Here is a 17,494-nt window from a genome sequence, read left to right as displayed (position 1 = left end):
ATTTACTCCATGAAATATTACGAAAATATGACATATACTATATTATATGTAACAAAGATGAAATGATTGTTGAGAAAAAGAACAGAAAAAGGCAATAAAAAAGCCTGTCCGATAAAAATTATTTTTGGTAAATATACCAGTCATTATTCATAAAAAGGATAAAAAAGGAATTAATATACAAAAACAGTAACGAAAATAAGGAGGGATGGTTGACGGGCAGGCAGAGGATTTTTATAATAGGGTTGTATGAAAAAGCTAAGGGATTATGCAATTGTGCTGGGATTGGCGGGTATGATTCTTATGGTATCCGCCGATACGAAGGATGTAAAAGCAACTGGTAAAATCTCTTACGAAAGTGAAGGCCTTTCTGAGGCCTCCTGCGTGACAGCCGGCATGAAGACGGCGGAAGCCTCCAGGACGATTCGGGATGAACAGCCAGAGGCAGAACAGCAGCTGGCCCGCACCCTGGAAGCAGTTCCGGAAGAAAATCCGGAAGCAGACAGCCCGGAAGAGGCTCTGCAGCCAGGCTCCCTGGACGAGGCAGGGACGGATGCGGCAGAGGAAGCAGCCTCCGGCTGGGTTTATGAGGTATCCGGTGAGGATTATGACGCGCTGCTTCGTCTTGTGGAGGCGGAGGCGTCAGGGGAAGATATCAAGGGAAAGATGCTGGTAGCAAACGTAGTGCTGAACCGTGCGGAAAGCGGGCTCTTTCCTGATACGATAAAGGAGGTTATCTATCAGCGCCAGAATGGAAGGGCGCAGTTTTCACCCGTGGCTACAGGAAAGATTGACCGGGTGAGTGTCTCGGAGGAGACAGTGGAGGCCGTGGAACGGGCGCTCTGCGGGGAAGATGAATCGGCGGGCGCGCTTTATTTTGTGGCTCCTGCCTGTGCGGATGCGGAGAATCATGCGTGGTTTCAGCGTAATCTCACACTTCTGTTTTCGTACAACGGGCATGAATTTTATGCTTGACAGTTACAGAGGTTTTTGATATCCTTAAAAACAGATATCAGAGAAATGCGAGGACGAGGAGTAGTACGATTTTCTTGGCGTTCAGAGAGCTGCTGGCTGGTGTGAAGCAGTGGAAGAGAGAATGGGAACTGACCTCAGAGCGGCTGTCCGAAATCTTCGGAGCGGGAGAGTAGGCGCAGACGGAGCCCGACCGTTACAGCGGGGAGGATATAAGGTTCCATACAGGAATCCGTATCTGATGAGAGTGTGGATCTGTTTCCACAAAACCGGAGTGGTACCGCGTAGGATATGAAAATCTTCCGTCTCCGGCAGCGAGAGCTGCCGGAGATTTTTTTCGTGTAAGCGGCGGATACTGCCACATGGTTTTCCGCATTTCTATTATCTGAAGCAGTGTGAAAATCAAATCAGAAAAGGAGAAAAAACCATGATGAATCACAGCAAATACCGGAGACAATATTATATGCCGCCTTATCCCTGCATGAAATGGGCAGAGAAGGATTACGTGGATAAGGCCCCCGTATGGTGCAGCGTGGACCTTCGGGACGGCAATCAGGCGCTTGTAGTGCCAATGACCCTGGAGCAGAAGATTGGCTTCTTCAAGCTTCTCTGCAAGGTAGGCTTCAAGGAGATCGAGGTGGGCTTCCCGGCGGCTTCCGAGACGGAGTATACGTTTCTCCGCGCTCTGATTGAGCAGAATCTGATTCCGGATGATGTGACGATTCAGGTGCTGACCCAGGCCAGAGAGCATATTATCCGCAAGACCTTTGAGGCGCTGGAGGGCGCGAAGCAGGCCATTGTGCATGTGTACAATTCTACCTCTGTGGCCCAGAGGGAACAGGTATTCCATAAATCAAAGGAGGAAATCCTGAAAATCGCCGTAGACGGAGCAGAGCTTCTGAAGAAGCTGACAGAGGAGACGGGCGGAAATTACCGCTTTGAGTACAGCCCGGAGAGCTTTACGGGAACAGAGCCGGAATATGCGCTGGAGGTCTGCAACGCGGTGCTTGACGTATGGAAGCCCACGGCAGACAACAAGGCGATCATCAATCTTCCTGTGACAGTGGAGCATTCCATGCCCCATGTATATGCCAGCCAGATTGAGTACATGTGTGAGAACCTGAAATACCGTGAAAATGTGATCGTGTCGCTCCATCCCCACAATGACCGGGGCTGCGGCGTGGCAGACACGGAGATGGGACTTTTGGCAGGCGCTGACCGCGTAGAGGGAACGCTGTTTGGAAACGGAGAGAGAACCGGAAACGTGGATGTGGTAACGCTGGCTATGAACATGTATTCCCAGGGTGTGGATCCGGAGCTTGACTTCAGCAATATGCCGGAGGTCTGCGAGGCTTATGAGAAATTTACCGGCATGAAGGTAAACGAGAGAAGTCCGTACGCGGGAGCGCTTGTATTTGCGGCCTTTTCCGGCTCCCATCAGGACGCCATCGCAAAGGGCATGCATTACCGCGAGGAGCACGATCCGGAGCACTGGACGGTTCCGTATCTGCCCATCGATCCGACGGATGTCAGCAGAAACTACGATGCGGACGTCATCCGTATCAACAGCCAGTCCGGAAAGGGCGGCGTAGGCTACATCCTGGAGCACAATTTCGGCCTGAACCTTCCGCCGAAGATGCGCGAGGCCATGGGATACGCGGCCAAGGACGAATCCGATCACAAGAACAAGGAGCTGCTGCCTGAGGAAATCTTTGAGCTCTTCAAGAAGAAATTCGAGGGCCTGAACGCTCCCTACAATATTACCGAGGTACATTTCAAGCAGGAAAACGGCGGCATTACAGCCGAGGTGCATACCGAATACCAGGGAAAGAGGGAGGTTACCTATGCGCCTGGAAACGGCCGTCTGAACGCAGTCAGCAACGCTCTGAAGAAATGCTTTGGACTCCAGTACAATCTGGTTACCTATCAGGAGCACGCACTGGAGGCAAGCTCCAGTTCCCGGGCTATTGCCTATGTGGGAATTCAGAAGCCTGACGGAAAGCTTTACTGGGGCGCAGGCGTGGATTCCGATATCATCCGTGCTTCCATCGACGCTCTGCTGACAGCGATCAATAATTCTGCTATTTAATATCTGAGACTGTGCGGCGCCAGGCCGCAGGAGAGGAAGGAGAAAGCTATGAGAGTTGCATTGGCGCAGACAGAACCCCTCTGGGAAAATAAAGAAGGAAATTTCCGGGCAGCTCTTTCCTTTCTTGAGCAGGCACGGGAGAAGCAGGCAGACCTGATTCTGTTTCCGGAGATGAGCATGACTGGCTTTTCCATGCATCCCGAAAAGATAGGGGAGACAAACGAAAGCCCGGAGACGCTTTCGTTTTTCCGGGAGCAGGCACAGGAATACGGCCTCTATATCGGGGTTGGCTATGTGGAATACTGTCAGCCGAAATCCTTTAACCGGTATGCCATCATAAGCCCGGAAGGCAAGGTTCTGGCCGATTACAGAAAGATTCATCCCTTTACCTTCGGGACGGAGGCGGTTCATTATGCGGGAGGAGAAGAGCTTGCTTTCTGCCGGGTGAAGGAATTTACAGTGTCTCCGCTTATCTGCTACGATCTGCGGTTCCCGGAGCTTTTTGAAATTGCCTCTGAGCGGGCGGATCTGATTGTGGTGCCGGCAAACTGGCCTTCCGACCGCCGGGAGCATTTTATGACGCTTCTGAAAGCACGGGCAATTGAGGATCAGTGCTATATCGCAGGCGTAAACCGTGTGGGGCGTGCCCGGACCTTAAGCTACAGCGGGGATTCCATGATTGTAGATCCCTTTGGCCGCGTTCTGTCGAAAGCGGGGGATGGGGAAGAGCTGATAGTGGCGGATTTGAATCTGGAAGGGCTTCGGCAATACCGGGAAGAATTTCCGGCGCGGACGGATCGAAAGCCGGAGCTTTACGAGAGACTGCGCCGAAGCTAAAGAAAAACAGGAGCGGAGGATAAGAGCCTGCGCAGGAAGATACAGCATGATACAGCGCCGGAGCCAGGCACAGCCAGAATTGGCTTGTGCGGCTCCGGCGCTGTCTGCTTTCCGGTCTTTTTACAGCACGCAGATATGTCCGGTGTTATTCCGGATAAACTGAGAGGGAAAAGTATTTTGAAGCAGGCTTTCTCCCTCCGCTCCGGTACAGTGGGAGACTGCGATCTGGGAAAGCCCCAGCTTCCGGAACCCGGCAGCCGTTTTCTGAAGCCGGGCTTCGCCTGCTTCCACAAGGTGGGTGCCTCCGATTACAGCGTAAAGAGGAGCGCCGGATCTGGCGGCGGCTGTGTGCAGCATATTGAGGATGCCGGGATGGGCGCAGCCTGAGAGGAAGACCAGTCCCTTTCCGGTCAAAAGCCCCAGGGCGATCTCATCGTCAAAGGCATCCGGCTGAAGGCCGGAGCCGTATTCTGTATAAAACCGTGGATTTGGCTGTTCAAAGGGACAGCTTTTCTCAAAGCCTTTGAAGATTACGATTTTCGGAGTAAGCCAGGTCGTATCGGTACCAAGCTGCCTTAAGGCGACCTGGTAGGGAGCAAGAATTTCCCGGGGAAACGGGTTTCCATTGTACTGGAAGCTGCCTCCGGGCTTTTTCAGATCCCCGGGAATTGTGCAGTCTTTGGAAATGTTCAGATTTATGCGTTTGTATTTGGGGCGGAAAAAGCCTTCTCCTACATAAAGCGGCGTGCCGGGCGCCAAAAGAGGCAGAAGCCTGGCCAGCCCTCCGCTGTGGTCATAATGCCCATGGCTTAGAATAACGGCGTCCAGCCTGGAAAGATCAATGCCAAGCTTTCGGGCGTTGTCTGCAAAAGCACCTGTCTGGCCGGTGTCAAAGAGGAGCCGTTTTCCGGCAAACTCAATAAAAAGGGAAAGTCCATGTTCAAAGGCCAGTTCCCCTTTGTCATCCGGCTGGTTTTCTATCAGTGTCGTGATTTTCAGTTCCATGCAAGCAGCTCCTTTCGCAATCCGGGCGTATCATTTTTCTGTATCCAGTATAGCACGAAGAGGCTGCTGTGAAAACCTGTGGACGAACCGGAAGGAAATATGCTATAATAGCCCGGAAAGCCTGATACATATTTTTAGAAAAAGGGGACGAAATTCATGGATTTGTTATACAGGAGTACAAGAGATTCCGGCGTACAGGTGACGGCTTCCCAGGCAATCCTGAAGGGACTGTCCGCAGACGGCGGTCTGTTTGTGCCAAACACGATACCAGAGCTGGATGTGAGCCTGGATGAGCTGGCGCAGATGAGCTATCAGGAGACGGCCTACGCAGTGATGAGCCGGTTTCTGACTGATTTTACGGAAGAGGAGCTGAAGGGCTGCATCGAAAAGGCCTATGACGAGAAATTTGATTTGCCGGAGATAGCCCCGCTTGTGAAAGCAGGGGGCGCTTATTATCTGGAGCTTTTCCATGGAGCGACTATCGCCTTTAAGGATATGGCGCTTTCGATTCTGCCGCATCTGATGACGGTTTCCGCCAGAAAAAACCAGGTGAAAAATGAGATCGTGATTCTGACGGCGACCTCAGGAGATACGGGAAAAGCGGCGCTTGCCGGGTTTGCTGATGTGCCTGGGACACGCATTGTGGTTTTTTATCCGAAAAACGGAGTAAGTCCGATTCAGGAAAAGCAGATGGTGACCCAGAAAGGAGACAACGTAAAGGTTATCGGGATCCGCGGCAACTTCGACGACGCCCAGAGCGGCGTGAAGGCTATTTTCGGCGATCAGGAGCTGGAGCGTGAGATGGCGCAGGCGGGCTTCCAGTTTTCTTCCGCAAATTCCATCAATATCGGACGCCTTGTTCCGCAGATTGTCTACTATGTGTATGCCTATGCGAAGCTTTATGCGGCTGGCGAAATAGAGAAAAACGAGAAAATCAATATCGTAGTTCCCACCGGAAACTTTGGAAATATCCTTGCCGCTTATTATGCGAAGCAGATGGGGCTTCCTGTGGGCCGGCTTATCTGTGCTTCCAATGAAAATAAGGTTCTTTTTGATTTCTTTCAGACAGGAAGCTATGACAGAAACCGGGATTTCATTCTGACAAGCTCACCGTCCATGGACATCCTGATTTCCAGTAATCTGGAGAGACTGATTTACCGGATCGCCGGGGAAGACGACAGGGCAGATGCGGCCTTCATGAAAAATCTGGCGGAAAAGGGAGTCTATGAAATTACGCCTGCCATGCGGGAAAAGCTCGGTGATTTCTACGGCAATTTTGCCACAGAGCAGGAGACAGCCCAGACGATTCAGAGCCTGTATGACAGGACCGGCTATGTGATCGATCCTCACACGGCTGTGGCTTCCTGTGTGTACGAAAAGTACAAGGCAGATACCGGCGACAAGGCAAAGGCCGTGATTGCCTCTACGGCGAGCCCTTATAAATTTACAGGCAGCGTGATGAGGGCTATAGGACAGAATTGCGACGGAAAGGATGACTTTCAGCTGGCAGATGAGCTTTCCGCTCTTTCGGGCACGGAGATCCCGCGGGCGGTAGAGGAGATTCGTACGGCTCCGGTGCTTCACGATACGGTAGTGGAGATCTCGGAGATGAAAGAGGCAGTCAAGGCATTTTTGGGAATATAAAGAAAGGCGGATACGATGGACAGCAGTATTTTTGGTATTTTGGATATTGTTTTTGTGGGTGCAGGCATCTACGTTCTGTACGCATGGGTTATGATGAAAACAAAGGGAGAAATCAAGACCTCGATTTTGATGAGCAAGGACGTAAACATCAAGAAATGCAAGGATCTGGAAGGCTATAAGGCTTTTATCGCTCCCAAGATGCTGATTTTTGGCATTGCAGCGATCCTGTACGGAGCGGCCGGCCTTATCAACACTCACGTGTATGCGATGCCGCTGCCGGTATATATCGTGATTATGGTACTGTTTCTGGCGGTGCTGATCTGGTTTGCGTATGCAACCCGCAAAGGAATCGAGAGATTCTGGTAAGTGACAAAAAAGAGGGTATCCTCAAAGTGCAAATCCACTTTGGGAATACCCTTTTATCGTATCCATGTGTGAAAAGAGAGGATTTCCGTGCAAGCCAAGCCTACCGCTCGGACAGCTTTACATACTCCTGTTTTTCCGCAACACTCTTGTATGCAGGACGAATGATCTTTCCGTTATTTGCCAGCTCCTCGATACGGTGCGCGCTCCAGCCGACGATACGGGCCATGGCGAAGATCGGTGTGTAAAGCTCCAGCGGCAGATCCAGCATGCTGTACACGAAGCCGCTGTAGAAGTCTACATTTGCGCTGACGCCCTTGTAAATCTGACGCTCTTCGCCGATGATCTTCGGAGCCAGGCGCTCTACCATGGAATAAAGCTGAAATTCCTCTTCACGCCCCTTTTCTTTGGACAGGCGCTCTACAAAGGACTTGAAAATATTTGCACGTGGGTCGGACAGAGAATATACAGCGTGTCCCATACCGTAGATCAGTCCGGCACGGTCGAAGGCTTCCTTGTGAAGCAGAGCCTTCAGATAGCTGCCGACCTCCTCTTCGCTGGTCCAGTCCTTTACATTCTGCTTCATATCCTCGAACATGCGTACAACCTTGATGTTGGCGCCACCATGCCTTGGTCCCTTTAAGGATCCCAGGGAAGCGGCCACCGAAGAATAGGTGTCTGTGCCGGAGGAGGATACTACATGAGTTGTGAAGGAGGAGTTGTTTCCGCCGCCGTGTTCCATATGGAGTACGAGGGCGATATCCAGAACCTTTGCCTCAAAATCAGAATAGGAGCTGTCAGGCCGCAGGGTGTAGAGGATATTTTCCGCTGTGGAGAGCTCTGCCTGGGGCTGATGGATGTAGAGGCTCTTTCCGTCATGATAATGGCTGTAGGCCTGATAGCCATAGACGGAGAGCATCGGAAACAGGGCAATCAGCTGCAGGGACTGACGCAGTACATTTGGAATGGAAATATCGTCGCCCTTGTCATCATAGGAGTAGAGGGTCAGAACGCTGCGGGCCAGGGTGTTCATCATATCCTTGCTGGGCGCTTTCATAATAATATCGCGCACAAAATGGGTTGGAAGAGTGCGGTAGGAGCCCAGAAGCTCACAGAAGTCAGAAAGCTCTTTTCCATTCGGCAGCTCGCCAAAGAGAAGAAGATAGGTGATTTCCTCGAAACCGAAACGCTTTTCCGATACGAAGCCTTTCACCAGCTCCTCAATATCGTGTCCGCGGTAGTAGAGCTTACCTTCGCAGGGAACCTCCTTCCCATCCACTGTTTTATAAGCCTGAACCTCACCGATCTCAGTCAGTCCGGCCAGGACTCCCTTGCCGTTGATGTCGCGCAGACCACGCTTTACGTCGTATTTCTGGTACAGGTCGGCATTGATTTGGCTGGCCCTCTCGCTCATTTGGGCGAGATCTAAAATTTCAGGTGTAATCTCAGAATATGAATTCATCTGCATAGGCAAAAACTCCTTTCGCTTTCTATAAATAATAGTATAAATTCATTTTTTCAGGGGATTTCTGAAAAAGAATTTGCCGGGGTATATCTGCGCTCAGGCGTGAGGTGAGAGACCCGCTTAAGCAGAAGTGATGTCACGGACCTGGCGCTGAGATGGCCGTTTCAGCGGCTTCTGAATGGACTGCGATTATACCATGTCCTCCGGGGGATGCCATGCGGCACGGTATAATGTCTAATGGCATTATACCATAAAATTGCAGGAATAAGAATATAAAAAAGAAAAATTTACAGTTATTTAATAATTTGGCTACATTTTAAGCAAAAAGAGGAGGGAGAACAGGGGGATGGAAGCGCAGGGCGCGGCAGGAGAGTTTCTCGTCTCTTTGTATAGTTTGGATAAGATTTGTTTTTATTTTTTTAACATTTCCCGGCTTGACTTTTTTTTCACAAGATGGGATAATATAGGGCGAGGCAAAAACGGGCCACTGGCCTGATGCAAATTTATACTATAGAAAGAAAGAGGTCAAGTGAAACATGGCAAAGATTGATTTAACCAAGTATGGCATCACCGGAACCACAGAGATTGTACGCAATCCCTCTTACGAGCAGTTGTTTGAGGAAGAGACAAAGCCCGGTCTGGAAGGCTATGAGAAGGGACAGGTCAGCGAGCTCGGCGCAGTGAACGTGATGACTGGTATCTACACAGGACGTTCACCGAAAGACAAATTCATTGTAATGGATGAGAATTCCAAGGACACTGTATGGTGGACTTCTGACGAGTATAAGAATGACAACCATCCGGCAAGCCAGGAAGCCTGGGTTGCAGCAAAGGAGATTGCTCTGAAGGAGCTTTCTGATAAGAAGCTGTATGTGGTAGACGCTTTCTGCGGAGCGAACAAGGACACCCGCATGGCTATCCGTTTCATCATGGAGGTAGCTTGGCAGGCACACTTCGTTACCAATATGTTCATCCAGCCGACCGCTGAGGAGCTGGAGAGCTTTGAGCCGGATTTCGTTGTTTACAACGCTTCCAAGGCAAAGGTAGAGAACTACAAGGAGCTGGGCTTCAATTCTGAGACCGCAGTTGTATTCAATATCACAAGCCGCGAGCAGGTTATCCTGAACACCTGGTACGGCGGAGAGATGAAGAAGGGTATGTTCTCCATGATGAACTACTATCTGCCGCTGAAGGGCATCGCTTCCATGCACTGCTCTGCAAACACAGATATGAACGGCGAGAATACCGCCATCTTCTTCGGACTTTCCGGAACAGGAAAGACTACGCTGTCTACAGACCCGAAGCGTCTGCTGATCGGCGATGACGAGCATGGCTGGGATGACAACGGAGTATTCAACTTCGAGGGCGGCTGCTACGCAAAGGTTATCAACCTGGACAAGGAGTCTGAGCCGGATATCTACAATGCTATCAAGAGAAACGCTCTTCTGGAGAACGTTACTCTGGATGAGAACGGAAAGATCGATTTCGCTGATAAGAGCGTAACCGAGAATACCCGTGTATCTTACCCGATCGACCACATCGAGAAGATTGTTCGTCCGGTATCCGCAGCTCCGGCAGCGAAGAATGTAATCTTCCTGTCCGCCGATGCATTCGGCGTACTTCCGCCGGTATCTGTTCTGACACCGGAGCAGACCGAGTACTACTTCCTGTCCGGTTTCACAGCAAAGCTTGCAGGAACCGAGCGTGGAATCACAGAGCCGACACCGACCTTCTCCGCTTGCTTTGGCCAGGCATTCCTGGAGCTGCATCCGACCAAGTATGCAGAGGAGCTTGTTAAGAGAATGAAGGAGAGCGGAGCTAAGGCTTACCTGGTAAATACCGGATGGAACGGAACCGGAAAGCGTATCTCCATCAAGGATACCCGTGGAATCATCGACGCGATTCTGGATGGCTCTATCCTGAACGCTCCGACTAAGACGCTGCCGTACTTCAACGTAGAGATTCCGACTGAGCTTCCGGGCGTAGATCCTGATATCCTGGATCCGCGCGATACCTATGCTGATGCTTCCGAGTGGGATGCAAAGGCAAAGGATCTGGCTGGACGCTTCATCAAGAACTTTGCGAAGTATGAGAGCAACGAGGCTGGAAAGGCTCTGGTAGCTGCCGGCCCACAGATTTAAGAGGATACTGAGAATTCCTAAAACCCGAAGGGGCGTGGATTTTTCCGGAGTAATTCCGCTTTTCGCCACACAGCTGCGATTCGCAGCTGTGTGGTTATTTTTTTGCGTATTGGCAATGAGGCATGCGGAAGATTTGGAATCCCGCCCACACAAAGGAGCATTTTATGAACGAAACCTTCATGAAAGAAAAACCGATATTCGGGCTGGTGCTGTCTATGTCGCTTCCTATGGTTTTGTCCATGCTGGTCAGCTCACTTTACAATATTGTGGACAGCTATTTTGTGGCAAAGATCAATGAGGACGCCATGACAGCCCTGTCACTGGTTTATCCGGTTCAGAATTTTATTAATGCAGTGACGATTGGCTTTGGTATCGGAATCAATGCCATGATCGCCTTTTATCTTGGAGCGCAGGATCAGGAAAAGGCAGATCAGGCCGCGTCGCTGGGAGCCTTCTGGAATGGAGTACACGGGGTGCTCCTTACAGCTGTGTGCATCGCAGTGATGCCTTCGTTTCTGCGTCTTTTCTCGTCAGACAAGGTAATTATTGATTATGCAGTCCGCTACTCCCGGATCGCCTTTCTGTTCTCGGTGATCATTGCCTTTGGCATGACATTTGAGAAAATTTTTCAGGCAGCAGGGCAGATGAAGGTCGCAATGGTGAGTGTACTGGCAGGCTGTATCACGAATATCGTCCTGGATCCGGTGCTGATCTTTGGCCTGGGTCCGGCGCCGGAAATGGGAATCGAGGGAGCGGCGCTTGCGACAGGGATCGGGCAGGCCGTAACCTTGGCGATTTACCTTGTTGTTTATCTGCGGGGAGGGCTTCCCGTGAAGATTTGCTTTCAGTCTATGACGTTTAGAAATGAAGTCAGCGGGAAGCTGTATGCAGTAGGCATACCGGCTGCTTTGAATCTTGCGCTGCCGTCCCTTCTGATATCGGCGCTGAATGGAATTCTTGCTGCTTTTTCCGATGCCTATGTACTGGTGCTGGGCGTATATTATAAGCTGCAGACCTTCCTTTATCTGACTGCGAACGGCATTGTGCAGGGAATCCGTCCCTTGATGGGCTATAATTACGGGGCGGGGGAATATCAGAGGGTCAAGAAGATTTTCCGGACAGCCCTTTCCATGTCGGCGGTCATCATGGTATTTGGAACGGTTATCTGCATGCTGCTTCCGGAGCGGCTGTTTGCATTGTTTACGGCAAATGCAGAGACGATCCAGATGGGAGAGCAGGCGCTGCGTATTATCAGCCTGGGATTTCTGGTATCCTCTGTGTCAATTACCGCGGGCGGCGCGCTGGAGGGGCTGGGAAAGGGCTTTCCTTCCCTCCTGATTTCCCTGCTGCGCTACCTGATCGTCATGGTACCGGCAGCCTTTCTCTTAAGCCGGTTTCTGGGGGCAGAAGGAGTCTGGCATGCGTTTTGGATAACAGAATGGCTTACTGCCCTTGCTTCTCTTCTGATTTACAGTAAAGGAACAGGAAAAATATAGAAGAAAAAGGGCTTCTGCCGGCTTTTTCAGCCGGGCAGGAGCCCTTTTTATATGAGAGTATGAGCCGGATGCCAGGTCCTTTTCATGTCATCAGAAAATTCAGGGATCCAGCTGGATTTTCTGTCCCCTTTTCCAGAAGGGAAATCAATCCCCGGATGGTTTCCTCCGTCTCCTGAGGCTCGGAAGGAGCCAGGGAATTATCCAGCTTTACAGTCAGTACGATCAATACAATTTCCGCCAGCGCAGCGGGATGTTCGAAGTGAATCTGTCCCTCACGGATACCTTGGCGGATGATCTCGGTCAGCACAGGCTTCATCTCAGAAATCAGATGCCGCATGTATTTCTGACGGATGAAGGCGTCCTCCCTGGCGTCGGAGAGCTCGGAATCCTTCCGGGTGCGGAAGGCTGAGGAGGAATTCCTGCAGGCCTGAAAAATCAGAGCCATGCGGGTAAAGGGGGAGATATCGGTCTGCATGGCCAGTTTTTTGGCAGTCTTAAGCGGAGCTTCGTAATTCCGTTCTACCAGCGCGTCCACAATGGAATCCTTGGAAGGAAAGTAATAGTAGATGCTTCCTTTTCCGATTCCGGCAGTCTGGGCAATTTCACTGACAGAAATATTCTGTATATGCTTGGTTTTCAGAAGAGTCTGGAGCGCATCCAGGATTTGGGTTTGTTTTGTCTGATTCTGCAAGTGATTCACCTCTTCCGTATTCTCTGGTTTTTCTGCAGCTTCTTTATGTATTACAAGTATTCAGTATAACACGGCAGGAATGACTCTACAACCGGGAAAATAACCAGAAAATAATGTAAAAATACGGTTTTTTTGGAGAAAGGGTGAATTGACCGCCGGTCGAAAAGATGATATTGTATTCGTGTAAATAAGTCGACCAGCGGTCGAAAATAAAAAATCATAAAGCGAGGAAAAGAAAGATGAGGTATGCGGATTTTTTCGCAGAGATTAAGAGCCGTTTTATGGAAGCGGACGTGAGCGATATTCACGAGCATCTGGCTTACCAGTTTAATATCACAGGGGAAGCGGAAGGGATCTTTTATGTGGAGGTAAAGGATGGAAAGCTGTATGTGGAGCCCTACGAGTATTTTGACAGGGACGCAATGTTTACCGGAAGCGCCGATACCTTTATGAAGATTGCGGAGGGAAAGCTGGATCCTATCGCGGCAGTCGGCCTGATGAAATTAAAGGTAGAAGGAAACATAGACAAGGCTCTGCGCTTTAAGGAATTGATTGATAAGAAAAGAAAATAGGAGAGGAACCGGGGATATGAAAAAGAAGCTGGTAAAGGGAGCGGCTGTTCTGCTGGGGCTTCTGGCGGTATCGGAAGCAGGAGGCTCCGCCTATTTTTACCGGAGAACCATGAAGAGGAACCGCCTGAGTGTGGAGCGTACCATGAAGATGTCGGGAACAGACTGGAGCAGATATGGAGAGCTCATGCAGAGACGCAGGGAATCTATGATGGCTCAGCCTCAGGAGGAGCTTTGGAACACATCCAAAGACGGCCTTCGTCTTCATGCCACATATTTCCCAAACGGCGGCAGCAAACGGGTGGCTGTCTGCCTGCATGGCTATACCAGCCAGGGCATGAGCGACTACATAGGGCTTTCGGATTATTATCTGAAGCATGGCTTTGCGATGCTGCTTCCGGATGCCAGGGCTCATGGCAAAAGCGAAGGAGAGTATGTGGGCTTTGGATGCCTGGACCGGTATGATTTAATGGGATGGATTCAGTGGATCATTGACAGGTGCGGGGAGGATGTGGAGCTTCTGCTTCACGGGACATCTATGGGCGGAGCTACGGTGCTGATGGCCAGCGGCCTTTCTCTGCCGCCTCAGGTGAAGGGAATTGTATCAGACTGCGGGTTTACCTCACCGAAGGAGGTGTTTACTCATGTGCTCCATTCCATGTACCATCTTCCGGCCTTTCCTATGATTCAGATCGCAAGCGCTGTAAACCGTAGAAAGGCAGGCTATGGGCTGGATGACTGCAATGCAGCCAGGGAGGTGCGCAAAGCAAAGGTTCCGGTTCTTCTGATTCACGGAAGCGCGGACAGCTTCGTTCCCTGCAGCATGTGTGAGGAGATCTATGAAAGCTGTGCTTCGCCGAAAAGGAAACTGATTATCGAAGGCGCCGCCCATGCGGAGAGCTATTATAAAGCGCCGGAGGCCTATGAGCGCGCTCTGGACGAATTTATCGGAGGAATTCTAAAATGATGAGGACAAGAAAAGGATACCCGGTGTACCCACTGACTGCCGCGCAGAAATTCCATTTCTTTTATCAGAACTTCTGCCCGAAGAAAGAGGTGCTGAATATCGGAACCAGTCTGACTATCGGGGTGGATCTGGATTTTGAAGAACTGAAGAGGGCGATTTACAAGGCCTATGAGCGCTGCGATTCCATGCGGCTGAGGTTTGCTCATGACAAAGAGGGAACGTATTATCAGTATGTAGTGGAAAAGGAAGAGCGGGATATTGAATTTGTGGACTTCACAGGGAAAACCATGGAAGAGGCGGAGCAGGTTATGACGGAATGGACGAGAGTACCGTTTAAGCGTGACGATTCGCCTATGAACCGCATTGTGATGATCAAGACTCCGGACGGTTTTCAGGGAGTGTATCTTCTGGTCGATCATATGACGATGGACGCCCAGTCCCTGATCTGCTTCCTGAAGGATATAATAGAGCTTTACTGCAATGCAAAATACGAGGGAGTGCCTTATCCAAAGGAAATGGCCTCCTATATTGAGCAGGTGCAGAAGGATTTGGCCTATGAGGCCGGCAGCAGGGCCCAGGCAAGAGACGCAGAGTATTTCCAGAGGCTGATTGAAGCCTCAGAGCCGATCTACAACGGCATCGATGGTCCCGGAACGCTGGAGGCCGAGCGGAAGCGCAGCGGGAATCCGAAGGCGAGAGCAGCCATTAATGTATCTGATTCTGTAGATTCTGCGCTGGACATCTTCCACCTGGAGGCTGAGCCTACGGAGAGGCTGATGAATTTCTGCGAGAAATACCATGTATCCCTGGCTGCGCTGCTGTTGATGGGGCTTAGGACCTATTTCCAGAAGATGAATGGAAATGATGACGTATCCATCAATACAGCTATCGCCAGAAGGGCGACTCTGAAGGAAAAGAAATCCGGCGGAACCAGGATTCACTCCTTCCCGTTCCGCACGGTCATATCTCCGGATCATACCTTCCTGGAGGGAGTATATAGGATCCGGGATCTGCAGAACGAATATTTCCGCCATGCAAATTATGATCCGGTAGCCTATTTTGGATACCGCAGCAGGCTGTATCCGAATCCCCAGGGGCAGACCTACGAGCCCATGTCTCTGACCTATCAGCCGCTGACGCTGAAGGAGAAGGGGCTTGAGCAGCTGGGTGATATTCAGTACAAGACAAAGTGGTATCCCAATGGCGCTACGACACAGGCTATGTATCTGACGGTTATGCACCGCCCGGAGGACAATGGCCTGGACTTCAGCTTTGAGCATCAGGTAAAGGCCGTGTCCAGAGAACAGCTGGAGTACCTTTATTATTATCTGTGCAGGATCATGTTTAAGGGAACGGAGAACCCGGAGCTGAGCATTGGCGAAATCATCAAACTGGTATAAAATAGGAGGGAAGAACATGTTTGAACTGTTAGTAAGGCTTATCTGCAATTACGTGGAGGTGGAGCCGGAAAATATCCATCCGGAATCGCGTTTTATGGAGGATCTGGGGTTTACGTCCTTTGACTTTATGAGTATGCTCGGAGAACTGGAGGACGAGCTGGACGTGGAGATTGACCAGAAGGAAGCGGCAGATATCCGTACGGTACAGGAGGCTGCGGATTATCTGGAAAAGCTGAAGGCGGAGGAGTAAGAGAGAAATGCTGTGTTCAACAATCCGCCAGATACTGGTAAATACAGAAAGGCAGTACGGGCCGGAGGATGCGGTCCGCTATAAGATTGGCAAAAATAAAATAGAATCCAAATCCTACACACAGCTGAAGAAGGACAGTGAGAGCTTCTCCTGCGTACTGGAGGCTTTGGGAGAGCAGGGAAGCCATGTGGCGGTGATCGGAGCCACCTCCTATTCCTGGCTGGCTGCCTACTTCGGAATCGTGAACTGTGGAAGCGTGGCGGTTCCCCTGGATGCCTCTCTGCCAGCGGATGAGCTCTGTGAGCTTGTGGACCGGGCAGACGCTTCGGTGCTGGTTCTGGACGAAATCCGGAAGGATGTGGGAGAGGCCGTAAGAGAGCGTTGTCCGAAGCTGAGGCATCTGATTTCCATGCAGAAGGAGGAGAGCGGCGAAGAGGCCCTGTCCTTCTGGCAGCTGCTCCGGGAGCATGAGGGGCCCTGCGCCTATGAGCCGGATCCGGATAAGCTCTGCACGATTCTGTTTACCTCAGGCACTACGGGGAAAAGCAAGGGAGTCATGCTGACCCAGCGCAATCTGGCGGAGAACGCCACCTGCCTGGATATGAAGATTCCTCCCCGGACAGTGATTTTGTCGGTGCTGCCGATTCATCACGCGTACTGCCTGAGCATGGATATTCTGAAAGGCATATCGCTGGGCTCTGTCATCTGCATCAACGATTCCCTGCTCCGCGTGGCCAAAAATATCAAGCTGTTCCAGCCGAATATGATTCTGATGGTGCCTCTGATGATTGAGACTATGGCAAAGAAGCTGGAGGAGGTGTCCGGGCTTCCGGACAGCCTGGTGAAGCGGCAGATTTTTGGAAAGCAGTTCCATACTATCTGCAGCGGAGGCGCTTATCTTCCTCCTGCGATGATTGATCTGTTTAACCGGTATGGGATCACGATTCTGCAGGGCTATGGAATGACGGAGTGTTCCCCGGTCATCAGCACGACGGTAAGCTGGAATATCCGGAAAGAATCAGTCGGGCAGCTGCTGCCCAACTGCGAGGCAAAAACGGTGGACGAGGAGCTCTGGGTGCGCGGAAGCAGCGTGATGCTGGGCTATTATAAGATGCCGGAGGAGACGGCGGAAGCCCTGGAGGATGGCTGGCTGAAAACCGGTGATCTGGGATATGCGGACGAGGAGGGCTTCGTCTATCTGACCGGCCGGAAAAAGAACCTGATCATTACGAAGAACGGCGAAAACGTGTCTCCGGAGGAGCTGGAGAATAAGATTGGGGAAAACCGGCTGGTGCAGGAGATCCTGGTACGTGAGCAGGAGGGCGTCATCGAGGCAGAGATTTTTCCGGATTACGACTATGCGAAAAAGAAGCATATCCGGGATATCCGGGCGGCTCTGCAGCAGATCCTGGACGAGTACAACCAGGGAGCGCCGGTATATAAGAGGGTATACAGCCTGAAGGTGCGCGAGACGGAGTTTGAGAAGAATACTTCCAGAAAAATAAAGAGATATTAGAAAAAATGAAGGGCCGGCATACCGGAAAAAGGTTTTTCCAGCATGCCGGCCCTGTTCCTGCGGTAAGATTTTTCGGAACAAAATGTAGATTT

At 50.9% G+C, this 17,494-nt stretch carries 15 protein-coding genes and 1 other annotated feature; of the genes, 12 read left to right on the top strand and 3 right to left on the bottom strand.

Features of this window, described 5'->3' with window-relative positions; translation table 11 throughout:
• The first annotated feature begins 246 nt into the window (after positions 1-246).
• The 3 genes from B5E77_RS03275 (at position 247) to B5E77_RS03265 (ending at position 3,895) form a co-directional block, all read left to right on the top strand.
• The gene (locus B5E77_RS03275; protein ID WP_242963578.1) at positions 247-972 is read left to right on the top strand and encodes a cell wall hydrolase; all 726 of its coding nucleotides are present in this window, start codon (positions 247-249) and stop codon (positions 970-972) included.
• Between the two features lie 41 nt (positions 973-1,013).
• Positions 1,014-1,282 (top strand) — a binding site (T-box leader).
• A 114-nt stretch (positions 1,283-1,396) separates the two neighbouring features.
• On the top strand, positions 1,397-3,058 hold the full coding sequence (locus B5E77_RS03270; RefSeq protein WP_204248008.1) for a 2-isopropylmalate synthase: 1,662 nt from the start codon (positions 1,397-1,399) through the stop codon (positions 3,056-3,058).
• A 48-nt stretch (positions 3,059-3,106) separates the two neighbouring features.
• Positions 3,107-3,895 carry a nitrilase-related carbon-nitrogen hydrolase gene (locus B5E77_RS03265; RefSeq protein WP_087163969.1) on the top strand — a complete coding sequence of 263 codons (789 nt, stop codon included), beginning with the start codon at positions 3,107-3,109 and terminating at the stop codon, positions 3,893-3,895.
• 120 nt (positions 3,896-4,015) lie between these two features.
• On the opposite strand, the gene B5E77_RS03260 is transcribed toward B5E77_RS03265, so the two are convergent.
• Entirely contained in the window at positions 4,016-4,900 is an 885-nt protein-coding gene (locus B5E77_RS03260) for an MBL fold metallo-hydrolase (RefSeq protein ID WP_087163968.1), read from the bottom strand.
• A gap of 156 nt (positions 4,901-5,056) precedes the next feature.
• On the opposite strand from B5E77_RS03260, the gene thrC reads away from it, so the two are divergent.
• Together thrC and B5E77_RS03250 are read left to right on the top strand one after the other, a co-directional pair.
• Positions 5,057-6,544, top strand: coding sequence for a threonine synthase (gene thrC / locus B5E77_RS03255; RefSeq protein WP_087163967.1), 1,488 nt, complete (start codon positions 5,057-5,059; stop codon positions 6,542-6,544).
• Between the two features lie 15 nt (positions 6,545-6,559).
• Entirely contained in the window at positions 6,560-6,910 is a 351-nt protein-coding gene (locus B5E77_RS03250) for a hypothetical protein (protein WP_087163966.1), read from the top strand.
• A gap of 100 nt (positions 6,911-7,010) precedes the next feature.
• On the opposite strand, the gene B5E77_RS03245 is transcribed toward B5E77_RS03250, so the two are convergent.
• Positions 7,011-8,375: a citrate/2-methylcitrate synthase gene (locus B5E77_RS03245; RefSeq protein WP_087163965.1), complete on the bottom strand. Its 1,365-nt coding sequence runs from the start codon at positions 8,373-8,375 to the stop codon at positions 7,011-7,013.
• Positions 8,376-8,908: 533 nt separating this feature from the next.
• Between B5E77_RS03245 and pckA the strand changes: the two genes are divergently transcribed.
• Positions 8,909-10,513, top strand: coding sequence for a phosphoenolpyruvate carboxykinase (ATP) (pckA, locus tag B5E77_RS03240; protein WP_087163964.1), 1,605 nt, complete (start codon positions 8,909-8,911; stop codon positions 10,511-10,513).
• Positions 10,514-10,677: 164 nt separating this feature from the next.
• Complete coding sequence (locus B5E77_RS03235; protein WP_087163963.1) at positions 10,678-12,009, top strand: MATE family efflux transporter; 1,332 nt, start codon at positions 10,678-10,680, stop codon at positions 12,007-12,009.
• An 82-nt stretch (positions 12,010-12,091) separates the two neighbouring features.
• Here the strand turns inward: B5E77_RS03235 and B5E77_RS03230 are convergent, their stop codons facing one another.
• The gene (locus B5E77_RS03230) at positions 12,092-12,700 is read right to left on the bottom strand and encodes a TetR/AcrR family transcriptional regulator (protein ID WP_087163962.1); all 609 of its coding nucleotides are present in this window, start codon (positions 12,698-12,700) and stop codon (positions 12,092-12,094) included.
• A 239-nt stretch (positions 12,701-12,939) separates the two neighbouring features.
• On the opposite strand from B5E77_RS03230, the gene B5E77_RS03225 reads away from it, so the two are divergent.
• From B5E77_RS03225 to B5E77_RS03205, 5 genes are read left to right on the top strand one after another with little or no spacing between them, the layout of a single operon-like run.
• Complete coding sequence (locus B5E77_RS03225) at positions 12,940-13,272, top strand: SCP2 sterol-binding domain-containing protein (RefSeq protein ID WP_087163961.1); 333 nt, start codon at positions 12,940-12,942, stop codon at positions 13,270-13,272.
• 16 nt (positions 13,273-13,288) lie between these two features.
• A complete protein-coding gene (locus tag B5E77_RS03220; RefSeq protein ID WP_087163960.1) occupies positions 13,289-14,236 on the top strand; it encodes an alpha/beta hydrolase in 948 nt (315 codons plus the stop codon).
• Positions 14,236-15,636 (top strand): condensation domain-containing protein, encoded by a 1,401-nt coding sequence (locus tag B5E77_RS03215; RefSeq protein WP_087164061.1) that lies wholly within the window; start codon positions 14,236-14,238, stop codon positions 15,634-15,636. Before B5E77_RS03220 ends, B5E77_RS03215 begins: the two co-directional genes overlap by 1 nt.
• Before the next feature lie 16 nt (positions 15,637-15,652).
• Positions 15,653-15,886: an acyl carrier protein gene (locus B5E77_RS03210; protein WP_087163959.1), complete on the top strand. Its 234-nt coding sequence runs from the start codon at positions 15,653-15,655 to the stop codon at positions 15,884-15,886.
• 7 nt (positions 15,887-15,893) lie between these two features.
• Positions 15,894-17,402: an AMP-binding protein gene (locus B5E77_RS03205; protein ID WP_087163958.1), complete on the top strand. Its 1,509-nt coding sequence runs from the start codon at positions 15,894-15,896 to the stop codon at positions 17,400-17,402.
• Positions 17,403-17,494: the final 92 nt, after the last annotated feature.

Origin of the sequence: Lachnoclostridium sp. An131 (assembly GCF_002160825.1) — a bacterium.
Lineage (GTDB): Bacteria > Bacillota > Clostridia > Lachnospirales > Lachnospiraceae > Laedolimicola.
The sequence above is the reverse complement of the archived record's forward strand: the minus strand, read 5'-3'. Positions and strand labels throughout refer to the sequence as shown.

Bases quoted from the DNA above. Each gene is read 5' to 3' on its own strand.
- B5E77_RS03220 (WP_087163960.1), top strand. From the start codon at position 13,289: ATGAAAAAGAAGCTGGTAAAGGGAGCGGCTGTTCTGCTGGGGCTTCTG.
- B5E77_RS03210 (WP_087163959.1), top strand. From the start codon at position 15,653: ATGTTTGAACTGTTAGTAAGGCTTATCTGCAATTACGTGGAGGTGGAG.
- B5E77_RS03225 (WP_087163961.1), top strand. From the start codon at position 12,940: ATGAGGTATGCGGATTTTTTCGCAGAGATTAAGAGCCGTTTTATGGAA.
- B5E77_RS03275 (WP_242963578.1), top strand. From the start codon at position 247: ATGAAAAAGCTAAGGGATTATGCAATTGTGCTGGGATTGGCGGGTATG.
- B5E77_RS03270 (WP_204248008.1), top strand. From the start codon at position 1,397: ATGATGAATCACAGCAAATACCGGAGACAATATTATATGCCGCCTTAT.
- B5E77_RS03250 (WP_087163966.1), top strand. From the start codon at position 6,560: ATGGACAGCAGTATTTTTGGTATTTTGGATATTGTTTTTGTGGGTGCA.
- B5E77_RS03245 (WP_087163965.1), bottom strand. From the start codon at position 8,375: ATGCAGATGAATTCATATTCTGAGATTACACCTGAAATTTTAGATCTC.
- thrC (WP_087163967.1), top strand. From the start codon at position 5,057: ATGGATTTGTTATACAGGAGTACAAGAGATTCCGGCGTACAGGTGACG.
- B5E77_RS03215 (WP_087164061.1), top strand. From the start codon at position 14,236: ATGAGGACAAGAAAAGGATACCCGGTGTACCCACTGACTGCCGCGCAG.
- B5E77_RS03265 (WP_087163969.1), top strand. From the start codon at position 3,107: ATGAGAGTTGCATTGGCGCAGACAGAACCCCTCTGGGAAAATAAAGAA.
- B5E77_RS03260 (WP_087163968.1), bottom strand. From the start codon at position 4,900: ATGGAACTGAAAATCACGACACTGATAGAAAACCAGCCGGATGACAAA.
- pckA (WP_087163964.1), top strand. From the start codon at position 8,909: ATGGCAAAGATTGATTTAACCAAGTATGGCATCACCGGAACCACAGAG.
- B5E77_RS03205 (WP_087163958.1), top strand. From the start codon at position 15,894: ATGCTGTGTTCAACAATCCGCCAGATACTGGTAAATACAGAAAGGCAG.
- B5E77_RS03235 (WP_087163963.1), top strand. From the start codon at position 10,678: ATGAACGAAACCTTCATGAAAGAAAAACCGATATTCGGGCTGGTGCTG.